Here is a 14021-nt window from a genome sequence, read left to right as displayed (position 1 = left end):
CAGATGTGGCATGACGTCCGGGCCCTCAACGCGACCGCCAGTTTCCTGACGGCGGTGACGGTGCTCGCCGCCTTGATCTCGGGCGTGTGGTGGCTGTCGCAGCGCCCGATGTTCGCGCTCGGTTCGGTGACGGTGGAGAGCATGTACGGAATCGAGTTGAAGCACGTAAACGAACTCACCGTGCGCAACGGCGTGCTCGGCAAGATTCGCGGCAACTTCTTCACCGCCGACCTGGAACAGGTGCGCGCCACCTTCGAGACCGTGCCCTGGGTGCGCCGCGCCACCGTGCGCCGCGAGTGGCCCAATGCGCTGGTGGTCGAGGTCGAGGAGCACGAAGCGCTCGGCACCTGGGGCGAGGATGGCCGCCTGTTGTCGGTGAAGGGCGACGTGTTCACCGCCAACGTGGCCGAGACCGAGGATGAGCAGGCGCTGCCGGCCTTCGACGGTCCGGTCGGCAGCGAGAAGGAAGTGCTGGCCCGCTTCAACGAACTGCGCACGGCGTTCGCTCCCGTGCAGCTGGTGCCGCAGGAGCTGTCGCTGTCCAACCGGTATGCCTGGACCGTGAAGCTGGACAACGGCATGAGCGTCGCACTGGGACGCGAGCAGGATCGCAACACGCTCAAGAAGCGCGTGCAGCGCCTGGTCGGCGTCTATCCGCAGCTGGTCGCCCGGCTACAGGAAGGCCGTATCGACACGATCGACATGCGCTATCCGAACGGTCTGGCCCTGTCGTCGGCGGCGCTCACGGTGCCGGTGGATGCGACGAAGCCGGTCAAGGCGGCAAAGAAGCCCAAAGAGTCACCCAAACATGCAACACCCAATAAAACAACCAAGCAAATCTGAAGCAGGCGAACAGCAATGACAAAAGACGCGAAAAACCTGATCGTCGGCCTCGACATCGGCACCTCCAAAGTGGTGGCCGTGGTCGCCGAGGTGATGTCCGACGGACGCCACGAGGTGATCGGGCTGGGTCAGCACGAGTCGAAGGGATTGAAGAAGGGCGTGGTCGTCAACATCGAGGCCACGGTCGAATCGATCCAGCGCGCGCTCGAGGAAGCCGAGCTGATGGCGGATTGCAAGATCCGCAACGTCTACGCTGGCATCGCCGGCAGCCATATCCGCTCGTTCAATTCGAGCGGGATGGTGGCGATCAAGGACAAGGAAGTGACGGCCACCGACGTGGCGCGCGTGATCGAGACCGCCAAGGCGGTCAACATCCCGACCGACCAGCAACTGCTGCACACGGTGCCGCAGGAATTCATCGTCGACAACCAGGAAGACGTGCGCGAGCCGATCGGCATGAGCGGCATTCGACTGGAAGTGCGGGTGCACATCGTCACCGGTGCGGTGTCCGCGGTGCAAAATATTGTAAAGTGCGTGCGCCGTTGCGGGCTCGAGGTCTCGGACCTGATCCTGCAGCCGATGGCGTCCGCCGACGCGGTGCTGACGGTCGACGAAAAAGAACTGGGCGTGGTCCTGATCGACATCGGCGGCGGCACCACCGACATCGCGGTGTTTTCGGACGGCGCGATTCGCCACACGGCGGTCATTCCGATCGCCGGCGACCAGATCACCAGTGATATCGCAATGGCCCTGCGCACGCCGACCGGCGAGGCGGAGGACATCAAGATCCGCTACGGCGTGGCCAAGCAGGTATTGGCCGATCCGGGCGAGACACTCGAAGTGCCAGGTCTCGGCGACCGCGGCCCACGCGCATTGTCGCGCCAGGCCCTCGCAGCCGTGATCGAGCCCCGGGTGGAAGAACTGTTCGCCATGGTCCATCAGGCCGTGCGCGAATCCGGCTACGAAGGCGTGCTGTCCTCGGGCATCGTGCTGACGGGCGGCAGCTCGATCATGCCGGGCATGATCGAGATGGCGGAAGACATCTTCCTCAAGCCCGCGCGCCTCGGCACGCCCGACTATCGGGGCCAGCTGGCCGACGTGGTGCGCAGCCCGCGCTACGCGACAGTGCTCGGCCTGTTGCTCGAAGCGAAGAAGCAGTACCTGCGCGGACACATCGTCACGCGCCAGGACGGGTCGGTGAAGGCGGTCTGGCAGCGCATGAAGGAATGGATAGCCGGGAATTTCTAAACTCTAGTAACAAATTCAGTTGTAAAAATTCGTCACGGGTACAAGGTTTTTAAATACAATCGCAGTTACCGGTTTGAGGGCAGCGAACCAGCAACGCCAAGGCCTCTTCCCTGGAACCGCATTTTGAAAATTAGGGAGTTCATCATGGAGTTCGATATGGTCGATAACGCAGCACTGGGAACCGTGATCAAGGTCGTTGGCGTCGGTGGCGCCGGCGGCAACGCGGTTCAGCACATGATCAATAAAGGTGTGTCCGGTGTCGAGTTCATCGCCGCAAACACGGACGCACAGGCCCTGGCGGTTTCCAGCGCCAACAACATCATCCAGATTGGCGATTCGGGCCTGGGCGCGGGGATGCGTCCCGAGGTCGGCCGCCAGTTGGCCGAGCAGTCGCGCTCGCGCATCGAGGATGCCCTGCGCGGCGCCCACATGGTCTTCATCGCCGCCGGCATGGGCGGCGGCACCGGCACCGGCGCCGCGCCGATCGTGGCTGAAGTGGCGAAGACCATGGGCGCCCTGACCGTGGCCGTGGTCTCCAAGCCGTTCTCCTACGAAGGCCAGAAGTGCATGGACGTGGCCGAGGAAGGCCTCGAAGAACTGACCAAGCATGTCGACTCCCTGATCGTCATCCTCAACGAAAAACTCGAAGACATCTACGAAGACGAATCGATGCTCGACTGGATGAAGCACGCCGACGATGTGCTCAACAACGCGGTGGCCGGCATTGCCGAGATCATCAACGTGCCGGGCCACATCAACGTCGACTTCAACGACGTCAAGACCATCATGGGCGAGCAGGGCAAGGCCATGATGGGCACCGCGACCGCCGCCGGCGTTGACCGCGCGCGCATCGCCGCCGAGCAGGCCGTGGCGTCGCCGCTGCTGGACGGCATCGACCTGTCGGGCGCCAAGGGCGTGCTGGTCAACGTGACCGCCAGCCGCGGCCTCAAAGGCAAGGAGATCAAGGAAGTCATGGCCGCCGTGCGCGCCTTCGCGGCGCCGGACGCCTCGATCGCCCAGGGCATCGCCTACGACGACGCGATGGGCGACGAAATCCGCGTGACCGTGGTCGCGACGGGCCTGGGCAAGAACAAGAAGTCGATCCAGCTGGTGCAACCGCAGCAGCAGCTGCGCACCGGCACCTACGACGCGCCAGTGATGCAGGGCGCCGCGGCCGTCGCCGGCGGCCTGACCGCGGGCAAGGCCAGCGCCGACGCCCTGGGCGGCATGAAGCAGCCGGCCGTGTGGCGCCGCGAGCAGGCATCGGAGCAGGTGCAGGCGATGCAGCGCAACGGCGTCGAGACCTACGACATTCCGGCGTTCCTGCGCAAGCAGGCCGACTGATTCGGTCGCTCGTTCGCGATGAAGAGGCCAGCGCAAGCTGGCCTTTTCGTTTGCGTCGCCGCGAAACGGTCGCAAGGCCAGCACGCCCGATCCGGATCGGCGATAATGGCAAGATTCACAAAACATCAACAGGAGAACAGACATGACCATCCAGATCGGCGACCGCCTGCCGGAAGGCACCCTCGCGGAATTCATCGAGAACGAGACCGCGGGCTGCAGCCTGGGCCCGAACACCTTCCAGGTGGCGGACCTGGTCAAGGGCAAGAAGATCGTGATCTTCGGCCTGCCGGGCGCGTTCACCCCGGGCTGCTCGGTGCAGCACGTGCCGGGCTTCGTCAAGCATGCCGACGAGATCCGCGCCAAGGGCGTCGACGAAATCTGGTGCATCTCGGTCAATGACGCCTTCGTGATGGGCGCCTGGGGCCGCGACCAGAAGGCCACCGGCATCGTGCGCATGATGGCCGACGGCAACGCCACCTTCACCAGGTCGCTGGGACTGGACAACGATTATTCGGCGCACGGCATGGGCACGCGCTCGAAGCGCTATTCGATGCTGGTCGAGGATGGCGTGGTCAAGACCCTGGACATCGACGCCAAGGGCATCGACGCCTCGAGCGCCGAATCGATGCTGCAGAAACTCGGCTGATTCGCGAGCGGATTCACCCCCCGATAAAACGGCGCCGCGGCGCCGCTTTCTTCTTGTGATCTCCTTATGATCATCAATACCGAAACCCCCGACCAGCCCGAGGTGCGGGCGCTGCTGGAAGAGCTCGACGCCTACTGCGCGGCGCTGTACCCGGCCGAGAGCAACCACCTGCTGGACATGGATGCGCTGCTGGCCGGCGACGTGCTGTTCCTGGTGGCGCGCGACATCGACGGCGCGGCGGTCGGCTGCGTGGCCCTGGTCAATCGCGGCGCCTATGGTGAAGTCAAGCGCATGGTCGTGGACGAGGCGCGCCGCGGGCAGGGCACGGGGAAGCAGCTGCTGGAACACCTGGCGATGTTCGCGCGCATGTCGGGCCTGGCCGTGCTGAAGCTCGAAACCGGCATTCACCAGCCGGCGGCGATCGCGCTGTACGAAGGTTTCGGCTTCAGCCGCTGCGCGCCGTTTGGCGGCTACCGGCCCGACCCCTTGAGCCTGTTCATGGAGAAGCGCCTGTGACCGGGTTGGCGACGGCGCGCGGCCGCAACCTGTACAGCATCCAGGCGATGCTGCTCGCCGTCTTCATGTTCGCCCTGATGGACACGGCGATGAAGCTGCTCGCGGCGCGCTATCCGGCGCTGCAGGTGGCGGCGCTGCGCGCCATGTGTTCGTTGCCGCTGGTCGCCGCCTACGTGGCCTGGCGCGGCGCCTTCACGGGCGTGTTCCAGGTGCGCTGGTCGATGCACCTGCTGCGCGCCCTGCTGGGCATCCTGATGCTGGCCTTGTTCGCCTTCGGCCTCAAGAAGCTGTCGCTGGCCGAGGCCTATGCGATCTTCTTCATCGCGCCGGCCCTGATCACCGCGCTGTCGGTGCTGTTGCTGAAAGAGCGCGTCGACCTGGCGCGCTGGCTCGCCATCGGCGTGGGATTGTGCGGCGTGCTGGTGGTGCTGCGTCCCAGCGGCGCGGGCTTTCTCACCATCGGCGGCCTGGCGGTGCTGGGGTCCGCCGCCTGCTACGCGGTGTCGGCGATCACGGTGCGGGTCCTGGCGCGCACCGACCGCAGCGAGCACACGGTGTTCTGGCTGATCGTCATGATCGCGGCGGGCGCCGGAGTGCTGGCGGCGCCGGACTGGGTGCCGCTGCCCGCCAGCGAGATTCCGCTGCTGTGCGGCCTGGCGGTGTCGGGCTTCATCGGCCAGCTGGCGATCACCGAGGCGTTTTCGCGCGGCGAGGCCTCGAGCGTGGCGCCGTTCGAGTATTCGGCCCTGGCCTGGGGCGTGGGCCTGGACTGGCTGCTGTGGCGGGCGCTGCCCGACGGCTGGACCATCGTGGGCGCGGCCATCATCATCGGCAGCGGCCTGTATCTGATCCGCCACGAAAAAGACCACGTCGAGGCGGAGCACCCTTAGCAAGGCCGCTGTCGCGACCGCGCCACCCTGGGCCCCGCCAATCGCGGGGGGCGGCAGCGCCGCTGCAAGCGCTGGGCTATAATCGGCCCATGCTGAAACAACGAACCATCAAGGAACTGGTCCGCACCACGGGTGTCGGCCTGCACTCCGGCCGCAAGGTCGAGCTGACCCTGCGTCCGGCCGCGCCCGACACGGGCATCGTGTTCCGCCGCGTCGACATGGACCCGATCGTGTCCATCCCGATTTCCGCCTATATGGTCGGCGACACCCGCATGGCCTCGGTGCTGGTCAAGGACGAGGCCCGCGTCTCGACCGTCGAGCACGTGATGTCGGCCTGCGCCGGCCTGGGGCTGGACAACCTGATCATCGACGTGACGGCCGAGGAAATCCCGATCATGGACGGCTCGGCATCGTCCTTCGTGTTCCTGATGCAGCAGGCCGGCGTCGAAGAGCAGGCGCCGCTGCGCAAGTTCATCCGCGTGCTCGAGGACGTCGAGGTGCGCCAGGGTAGCGGCGCCAACGAGAAATGGGCGCGCCTGTCGCCGCACGACGGCTACAAGCTCGACTTCTTCATCGAATTCAATCATCCGGCGGTGGACGGCACCATGCAGCGCGCCACCGTCGATTTCGGCGACATCACCTATGTGCGCGACGTGGCGCGCGCGCGCACCTTCGGCTTCATGCAGGACGTGGAAAGCCTGCGCGGCATGGGCCTGGCGCGCGGCGGCTCGTTCGAGAACGCGATCGTGATGGACGAGTACCGCATCCTGAACACCGACGGCCTGCGCTATGACGACGAATTCGTGCGTCACAAGATCCTGGACGCGATCGGCGACCTGTACCTGATCGGCCATCCGCTGCTGGCCAGCTATACCGCGCATAAATCGGGCCATGCGCTCAACAACGAGTTGCTGCGCACGCTGCTGTCCCGGCCCGACGCCTATGAGATCGTGACCTTCGACGACCTGGGCACGGCGCCGCCGTCCTATGTGCGGCAGATGACGCGGGAGTGGGCGCAGAGCTGACTTGATTGGCTGTTCCTGCAACCTGGATTCCCGCCTCGCGCGGGAATGACGTGCCAAGGCAAGGGGTCAAGGTATCAGCTTGCTACTGGCGGTAAAACCGTCGTTCCCGCGTAGGCGGGAACCCAAGTTCACCCACCAACACCTTTACCTCCGCTTCGCCGCCAGTTACCTCCGCTTCGCCGCCAGCGCCCTGAGCGCCGCCACCAGGTCGCGGTTCTGCTGCGTTTCCGGCAGCGATTGCGCCAGTTCCTCGAAGGCCTGCACCGCGCGCGGCGGCAGCTCGAGCGTGCGCATCTCGGGCCGGTCGGGCAGGGCGCGCGTCACCTGCAGCTTGATCCGGGTCGATTCCACCTGCCAGCCTTTCTGCAGCAGGGTGGCTTGCAGCTTCGGCAGCAGCTGCTTGAGGCGGGCCGCCAGCGCCGAGCTGGGCACGGCCAGGGTCAGCACGCCCTCCTGGAACGACAGCACGTCGCAATTGTGAAAGATCGCCGGCAGCGCCGCCGCGCAGTCGGCCTGCAGGCGCGCCATGCGGCCGACGGCCGGCAGCAGGCTGGCCATGCGGTCGTTGGCGCGCAAGAAGTCGGTGGCGGCGTGCGAGGTCTGCCGGGTGCTGGTCCCGAAAATATGGAAGGGACGCTTGGGAGGAGATTGCTGCATGCTTGGAACATACCACAGCGCCCGCGCTTTGGGCGGACCGGGTGGCGGATCCGGCCCCGTGGCAGCGCCATCGAAGCCAGTTTGATAACGTTTCTGGCTCAGCAGGACTTGTTATCCTGCCTACGATCCCCAAGTGTGGCCGGATCGCATGATAAAATCGGTGGTTATTTGCCTAACTCTGTCGACGGTGCTTATCGCTTTGATATCATCTTGGCTTCTTTTTGCGGCGTATTTTTCTAGAACACAGCATGTCATTCCTGACCCAGATTTTCGGCAGCCGTAACTCGCGTCTGCTCAAGCAGTACCAAAAGACCGTGCGTCAGATCAACGCGCTCGAGCCACAAATGGAGCAGCTTTCGGACGCCGAACTGCAAGCCAAGACGCCAGAATTCAAGGATCGCCTGGCCAAGGGCCAGACCCTGGACGATATCCTGCCCGAAGCCTTCGCCGTCTGCCGCGAAGCGGCCAAGCGCGTGCTCAAGATGCGCCACTTCGACGTGCAGCTGATCGGCGGCATGGTCCTGCACCAGGGCAAGATCGCCGAAATGGGCACCGGTGAGGGCAAAACCCTGATGGCGACCTTGCCGGTCTACCTGAACGGTCTGTCGGGCAAGGGCGTGCACGTCATTACCGTCAACGATTACCTGGCCCAGCGCGACGCGGACCAGATGGGCCAGCTGTACGGCTGGCTGGGCCTGAGCACCGGCGTCAACCTGTCGCAGCTCGACCACGACAGCAAGCAGAAGGCCTACGGTTCCGACATCACCTACGGCACCAACAACGAATTCGGGTTCGACTACCTGCGCGACAATATGGTCTACGACGCGCGCGAACGCGTGCAGCGCAGCCTGAATTTCTCCGTGGTCGACGAGGTCGACTCGATCCTGATCGACGAGGCGCGCACCCCCTTGATCATCTCCGGCCAGGCCGAGAACCACACCGACCTGTACCACCGCCTGAACGAAGTGCCGCCGCAACTGACCCAGCAGATCGGCGAAGAAACCCCGGACGGCAAGGGCAAGATCGAGGTCCCGGGCGACTACCTGAAGGACGAGAAGGCGCACACCGTGCTGCTCACCGAGCAGGGCCACGAGCGCGCCGAGGCGATCCTGACGCAAATGGGCCTGCTGCCCGAAGGCGCGTCGCTGTACGACGCCGCCAATATCTCGCTGATCCACCACCTGTATGCGGCGCTGCGCGCCCACGTCCTGTACCACAAGGACCAGCACTACGTGGTGCAGAACAACGAAGTCGTGATCGTCGACGAATTCACCGGCCGCCTGATGACGGGCCGCCGCTGGTCGGACGGCCTGCACCAGGCGGTCGAGGCCAAGGAAGGCGTGCGCATCCAGAACGAGAACCAGACCCTGGCCTCGATCACCTTCCAGAACTACTTCCGCATGTACGCCAAGCTGGCGGGCATGACCGGCACCGCCGACACCGAAGCGTTCGAATTCCAGGAAATCTACGGCCTGGAAACCGTGGTTGTGCCGCCGAACCGTCCTTCGCAGCGCAAGGACCGCCAGGACCAGGTCTACAAGACCTCGGAAGAAAAATACAACGCGATGTTGAACGACATCCGCGACTGCTACGAGCGCGGCCAGCCGGTGCTGGTCGGCACCACCTCGATCGAGAACTCCGAGCTGCTGTCCGGCATCCTGACCAAGGCCAAGCTGCCGCACAACGTCCTGAACGCGAAGCAGCACGCGCGCGAAGCGGAGATCGTGGCCCAGGCCGGCCGTCCGAAGATGATCACCATCGCCACCAACATGGCCGGCCGCGGCACCGACATCGTCCTGGGCGGCAACGTCGGCAAGCAGATCCAGATCATCGAGGCCGACAGCAACCTGTCGCCGGAACAGAAAGCCACCCAGGCGCAGCAGCTGCGCGACGAATGGCAATCGCTGCACGACCACGTGGTGAACGCCGGCGGCCTGCACATCATCGGCACCGAGCGCCACGAATCGCGCCGCGTCGACAACCAGCTGCGCGGCCGTTCGGGCCGCCAGGGCGACCCGGGTTCCTCGCGCTTCTACCTGTGCCTGGACGACGCGCTGCTGCGCATCTTCGCGGGCGACCGCGTGCGCGCCATCATGGACCGCCTCAAGATGCCGGAAGGCGAACCGATCGAGGCGGGCATCGTGTCGCGCTCGATCGAGTCGGCCCAGCGCAAGGTCGAGGCCCGCAACTTCGACATCCGCAAGCAGCTGCTCGAGTACGACGACGTCGCCAACGACCAGCGCAAGGTGATCTACACCCAGCGTAACGAACTGCTGGAGTCGACCGACATCAGCGAGATGATCAACTCGCTGCGCGTGGGCGTGTTCACCGACCTGGTGCGCGACTACGTGCCGGCCGAATCGGTCGAGGAACAGTGGGACGTCAAGGGCCTGGAAAGCGCGCTGTCGTCCGAGTGGAGCCTGGATGTGCCGCTGCAGCAGATGCTGCAGGACGAACCGAACCTGAACGACGACGACATCCTCGAGCGCGTCTTGGCGGCGGCCGACGCGTCCTACAACGCCAAGGTCGGCGTGGTGGGCAAGGAATCGTTCGGCGGCTTCGAGCGCAACGTGATGCTGCAGAGCGTGGACACCCACTGGCGCGAGCACCTCGCGGCGCTGGACCACCTGCGCCAGGGCATCCACCTGCGCGGCTATGCGCAAAAGAATCCGAAGCAGGAATACAAGCGCGAAGCGTTCCAGCTGTTCAGCAATATGCTGGACCTGATCAAGAACGAAGTGATCCGCACCGTGATGACCGTGCGCATCCAGTCGCGCGAAGAAGTCGAGGCGGCCGAGGCGGCGATGGCGGCCCAGGCCGCGCAGCTGGAAAACGTCAACTACCAGCACGCCGACTTCAACCCGTCGGCCGCGCCGGAAGAGCTGCTCAATCCGAACCCGAACCGCAGCGGCGACGGCGAAGCCGTGTCGGCCGAAGACCACAACAGCTATATGGGCGTGAAGGTCGGCCGCAACGATCCATGCCCTTGCGGCAGCGGCAAGAAGTTCAAGCAGTGCCACGGCAAGCTGGCGTAACCAGCCACTAGCCAGCATCCAGAACGGCCGGGGCGACCCGGCCGTTTTCATTCGTCCATCACCATCCGCCGGTAGCGTTCCCAATCCCAGCCCGCGCCCGGATCGGTATGCGTCTGCCCGGCGTGATTGACGTGGCCTTTCACGTTGTAGTCGGCCTCCGGCAGCACCGCGTTCCATCCCCGGCTGCCGTCATACACCCGCGGCGCGATGCCGCGCGTCGCCAGGATGGCGCGCGCCAGAGCGCTCGAGGCCATCAGCATCGGCTCCGAATACCAGGCGTCCGGCTGCTCGACGAAGCCTTCGTGCTCGATGCCGACCGTGTGGCCGTTGGCGCTGCCCGCATGCCAGGCCTTGTCGCTTTCTTTCACCATTTGCGTGATCTGGCCATCCGACGAGCGCACCAGGTAGTGGGCGCTCACGCCGGCGCTGCAGTTGCGGAACCACGAGATGGCGCCCGCATACGAGCCCTGGGTCGTGTGGATGGTCACGTGGCTGACCGCCAGCGTGCGGCTCGAGTAATTGCAGCTGGCCGCCGGCAGCCAGGTCGCTGCAGGGTAGTCGGCCAAGGTCAGCGCCGGTGCCGACAGCACGTCCAGCCGGGCCTGGCCATAGATGCGCGTGAGGTCGACCGGCAGGCGCGTGACCGCGAAATCCGGTCCCTGGCGTCCTTCTCGGATCGCCATATAGATGTCGTAGGTGTGGATTTGCGCGACGTCGCGTTGCGCGATGCCGCACAGGCGCGCCAGCGCGTCTTCCCAGGCTTCCAGCGGCGACTGGCGCGTCAGTCCTGCGCCATACAGCGCGAGCAGGGCGGCAGCGCCACGAATATTGCTGGGCGTGTCCAGCGCCAGCCGGCGTGACGGCATGCCGAGCAGGGCGGCGGCCAGGCGCAGCGAGCGGCCGAAATGCGGGTCGTCGCGCAAGCCCATGATGCCGTAGGACTGCGGCAGGCCGTGGTGCGAGGCCGCCTGCGGCGATGGCGGATGCCAGCGCGACTCGGCCCAGGCGACCGCTTCGAGCAGCGCCGGCGGCACGTCGAATTCAAGCGCGGCATCCTGGAAATGCTGCTGGCAACGCCGCGCGGCGGCGCTCAACGCGATCTGGTTCGATGCTGACATGGCGGCTCCCGTCGGTTCTGCTCCTGCATGTTTTTCCTATCGGCATCCGAGCGCGTTGATGTGCAGCAGAAACCTCGCAGCATGGCCAGGGCGCTGGCGTTACAATAACGAATTCGACAATTTTTCCAACGAGATCACCATGGCCGTCAATTCCCCCCTGCCAGTCGCTGCCGACCTGAAGCCCGTCAACGGCGTCGAGATCGGCTTTGCCGAAGCCGGCATCAAGAAGCCGAACCGCAAGGATGTCCTGATCATGAAGCTGGCCGAGGGCGCGACCGTCTCCGGCGTGTTCACCCTGAACCGCTTCTGCGCCGCGCCGGTGCAGGTCAGCAAGGCCAACCTGGAGGCCGTGAAGAACGGCGGCGCGCCGATCCGCGCGCTGGTGGTCAATACCGGCAACGCCAATGCCGGCACCGGCGAGCAGGGCCTGGCCAACGCCAACGCCACCTGCGCCGAAGTGGCCAAGTTACTGGGCCTCGAGGCCGGCCAGGTGCTGCCGTTCTCGACCGGCGTGATCCTGGAACAGCTGCCGATGCCCAAGCTGCTGGCCGGCCTGCCCGCCGCCGCGGGTAGCCTGAAGGCGGACAACTGGTTCAACGCCGCCGAGGCGATCATGACCACCGACACCCAGCCGAAGGCTGCCTCGCGCACCGTCACCATCGGCGGCCATGCCGTGACGATGACCGGCATCAGCAAGGGCGCCGGCATGATCAAGCCGAACATGGCGACCATGCTCGGCTACCTGGCGATCGACGCCAAAGTCGCCCAGCCGGTGCTGGATGAACTGGTGAAACACGCGGCCGACCACTCGTTCAACGCCATCACCATCGATGGCGACACCTCGACCAACGATTCCTTCATCGTGATCGCGACCGGCACCGGCGGCCTGTCGATCGACGCTGCCAGCGGCGCCGACTATGAGGCGCTGAAGGACGCCGTGACCGACATCTCGCGCAACCTGGCGCAGCAGATCATCCGCGACGGCGAAGGCGCGACCAAGTTCATGACGATCACGGTCGACGAAGGCGTTGATGTGGCCGAGTGCCGCAAGATCGCCTACGCGATCGCGCACTCGCCGCTGGTCAAGACCGCCTTCTTCGCGTCCGACCCGAACCTGGGCCGCATCCTGGCCGCGGTCGGCTACGCCGGCGTCGACGACCTCGACGTGACCAAACTCGACCTCTACCTGGACGACGTCTGGGTGGCCAAGAGCGGCGGCCGCAATCCGGATTACAAGGAAGAAGACGGCCAGCGCGTGATGAAGCAATCCGAGATCACGGTGCGCGTCAAGCTGGCGCGCGGCGACGCCACGGCCACCGTCTGGACGTGCGACCTGTCGCACGACTATGTCTCGATCAACGCCGACTATCGTTCGTAATGACGCCGCTCGACCAGTTTCTGCGCCGCGCCGAAGGCCTGCTCGAGCGCCTGGAGGCGGTGCTGCCGCCGGCCAGCGCGCGCGAGCCGGATTGGAAGCGCAGCTTCGCCTTCCGCTGGCGCCGGCGCCCGGCCGGCGGTGGCAACTACCTGCAGCCGGTGCTGCACGCATCGACCATCAAGCTCGAGGACCTGCAGCACGTCGCGGCCCAGAAGCGCCAGATCGAACAGAACACGCGCCAGTTCGTGGCGCGCCGCCCGGCCAACAACGTGCTGCTCACCGGCGCGCGCGGCACCGGCAAGTCTTCCCTGATCAAGGCCTGCCTGAACGCCTTTGCCGATCAGGGCCTGCGCCTGATCGAAGTCGACAAGGCCGACCTGGCCGACCTGCCCGACATCATCGACCTGGTCGCCGGCCGGCCGGAGCGCTTCGTGGTGTTTTGCGACGACCTGTCGTTCGAAGAGGGCGAGGCCGGCTACAAGGCGCTGAAGGTGGCGCTCGACGGCAGCATCACGGCGCAGTCGGACAATGTGCTGATCTACGCCACCTCGAACCGGCGCCACCTGATGCCCGAGAAAATGTCGGACAACGCCAGCTACCGTCACGGCGAGGACGGCGACCTGCATCCGGGCGAGACGGTCGAAGAAAAGATCTCGCTGTCCGAACGGTTCGGATTGTGGCTGTCGTTCTACCCGTTCCGCCAGGACGACTACCTGGACATCGTCGGCCACTGGCTGGCCGACTTCGGCTGCACGCCCCAGCAGATCGAGGCCGCGCGCCCGGAGGCCCTGCAATGGGCCTTGCAGCGCGGCTCGCGCTCGGGCCGCGTGGCCTGGCAATTCGCGAAGGACTATGCCGGCAAGCTGCCGGATGCATCATCGAATGACTGAAACAAGCAATCAAGCGCCGGTCGACGTCGCCGTCGGCATCCTGATGCGGCCCGACGGCGACGTCCTGCTCGGCCAGCGTCCCGACGGCAAACCGTATGCCGGCTACTGGGAATTCCCGGGCGGGAAGGTCGAGGCGGGTGAAGACATCTTCGCCGCCCTGCAGCGCGAGTTCATGGAAGAACTCGGGGTGCAGGTGGTGAGCGGGGACGCCTGGTGCTGCGTCGAGCACGTGTACGAACACGCCCACGTGCGCCTGTATTTCTACATCTGCCGCGAGTGGTTAGGGGAGCCGCAAAGCCTGGAAGGCCAGGCCTTCGCCTGGCAGGGCGCTTTCGGCGTGAGCCCGCTGCTGCCGGCCACCATTCCGCTGCTCGCGTGGCTCGACCGGGTCCGGTATCCGGAACGCTAAGCGCGGACCATCAATCTCAAGG

The 14021-nt window shown here is 65.6% G+C and carries 13 protein-coding genes; 11 read left to right on the top strand and 2 right to left on the bottom strand.

From position 1 onward, the window contains the following. Positions 1-3: 3 nt before the first annotated feature. The 7 genes from ABIB42_RS17730 to lpxC all read left to right on the top strand — a co-directional run bounded on the left by ABIB42_RS17730 (position 4) and on the right by lpxC (position 6512). On the top strand, positions 4-843 hold the full coding sequence (locus ABIB42_RS17730) for a cell division protein FtsQ/DivIB (protein ID WP_005668242.1): 840 nt from the start codon (positions 4-6) through the stop codon (positions 841-843). A gap of 15 nt (positions 844-858) precedes the next feature. Continuing rightward, the gene (ftsA, locus tag ABIB42_RS17725; RefSeq protein ID WP_005668243.1) at positions 859-2091 is read left to right on the top strand and encodes a cell division protein FtsA; all 1233 of its coding nucleotides are present in this window, start codon (positions 859-861) and stop codon (positions 2089-2091) included. Between the two features lie 144 nt (positions 2092-2235). Further along, entirely contained in the window at positions 2236-3435 is a 1200-nt protein-coding gene (gene ftsZ / locus ABIB42_RS17720; RefSeq protein WP_005668244.1) for a cell division protein FtsZ, read from the top strand. A 142-nt stretch (positions 3436-3577) separates the two neighbouring features. After that, positions 3578-4081: a peroxiredoxin gene (locus ABIB42_RS17715; RefSeq protein ID WP_429248726.1), complete on the top strand. Its 504-nt coding sequence runs from the start codon at positions 3578-3580 to the stop codon at positions 4079-4081. A 66-nt stretch (positions 4082-4147) separates the two neighbouring features. Further along, positions 4148-4597 carry a GNAT family N-acetyltransferase gene (locus ABIB42_RS17710; protein ID WP_429248725.1) on the top strand — a complete coding sequence of 150 codons (450 nt, stop codon included), beginning with the start codon at positions 4148-4150 and terminating at the stop codon, positions 4595-4597. A 47-nt stretch (positions 4598-4644) separates the two neighbouring features. Further along, positions 4645-5487, top strand: a complete 843-nt coding sequence (locus ABIB42_RS17705) for a DMT family transporter (protein ID WP_429248754.1) — start codon at positions 4645-4647, stop codon at positions 5485-5487. Between the two features lie 89 nt (positions 5488-5576). Continuing rightward, positions 5577-6512, top strand: coding sequence for a UDP-3-O-acyl-N-acetylglucosamine deacetylase (gene lpxC, locus ABIB42_RS17700; RefSeq protein ID WP_429204092.1), 936 nt, complete (start codon positions 5577-5579; stop codon positions 6510-6512). A gap of 165 nt (positions 6513-6677) precedes the next feature. Here lpxC and ABIB42_RS17695 read toward each other — a convergent pair whose 3' ends face one another. After that, complete coding sequence (locus ABIB42_RS17695) at positions 6678-7169, bottom strand: DciA family protein (RefSeq protein ID WP_429248724.1); 492 nt, start codon at positions 7167-7169, stop codon at positions 6678-6680. 248 nt (positions 7170-7417) lie between these two features. On the opposite strand from ABIB42_RS17695, the gene secA reads away from it, so the two are divergent. After that, positions 7418-10204, top strand: coding sequence for a preprotein translocase subunit SecA (secA, locus tag ABIB42_RS17690; protein ID WP_184235401.1), 2787 nt, complete (start codon positions 7418-7420; stop codon positions 10202-10204). 47 nt (positions 10205-10251) lie between these two features. Here the strand turns inward: secA and ABIB42_RS17685 are convergent, their stop codons facing one another. Beyond that, positions 10252-11322, bottom strand: coding sequence for an N-acetylmuramoyl-L-alanine amidase (locus ABIB42_RS17685; protein ID WP_184235398.1), 1071 nt, complete (start codon positions 11320-11322; stop codon positions 10252-10254). Between the two features lie 139 nt (positions 11323-11461). Here ABIB42_RS17685 and argJ point away from each other — a divergent pair, with 139 nt between their 5' ends. From argJ to ABIB42_RS17670, 3 genes are read left to right on the top strand one after another with little or no spacing between them, the layout of a single operon-like run. Continuing rightward, complete coding sequence (argJ, locus tag ABIB42_RS17680) at positions 11462-12700, top strand: bifunctional glutamate N-acetyltransferase/amino-acid acetyltransferase ArgJ (RefSeq protein WP_273036487.1); 1239 nt, start codon at positions 11462-11464, stop codon at positions 12698-12700. Next, complete coding sequence (locus ABIB42_RS17675) at positions 12700-13590, top strand: ATP-binding protein (RefSeq protein WP_005668261.1); 891 nt, start codon at positions 12700-12702, stop codon at positions 13588-13590. Before argJ ends, ABIB42_RS17675 begins: the two co-directional genes overlap by 1 nt. Next, positions 13583-13999: an NUDIX domain-containing protein gene (locus ABIB42_RS17670; protein WP_005668264.1), complete on the top strand. Its 417-nt coding sequence runs from the start codon at positions 13583-13585 to the stop codon at positions 13997-13999. Before ABIB42_RS17675 ends, ABIB42_RS17670 begins: the two co-directional genes overlap by 8 nt. Positions 14000-14021: the final 22 nt, after the last annotated feature.

It is taken from the genome of Massilia sp. UYP32 (assembly GCF_050434365.1).
In the GTDB taxonomy this organism is placed as follows: domain Bacteria; phylum Pseudomonadota; class Gammaproteobacteria; order Burkholderiales; family Burkholderiaceae_D; genus Telluria; species Telluria timonae.
Note: the sequence above shows the minus strand (reverse complement) of the source record. Positions and strands in the feature narration are given on the sequence as shown.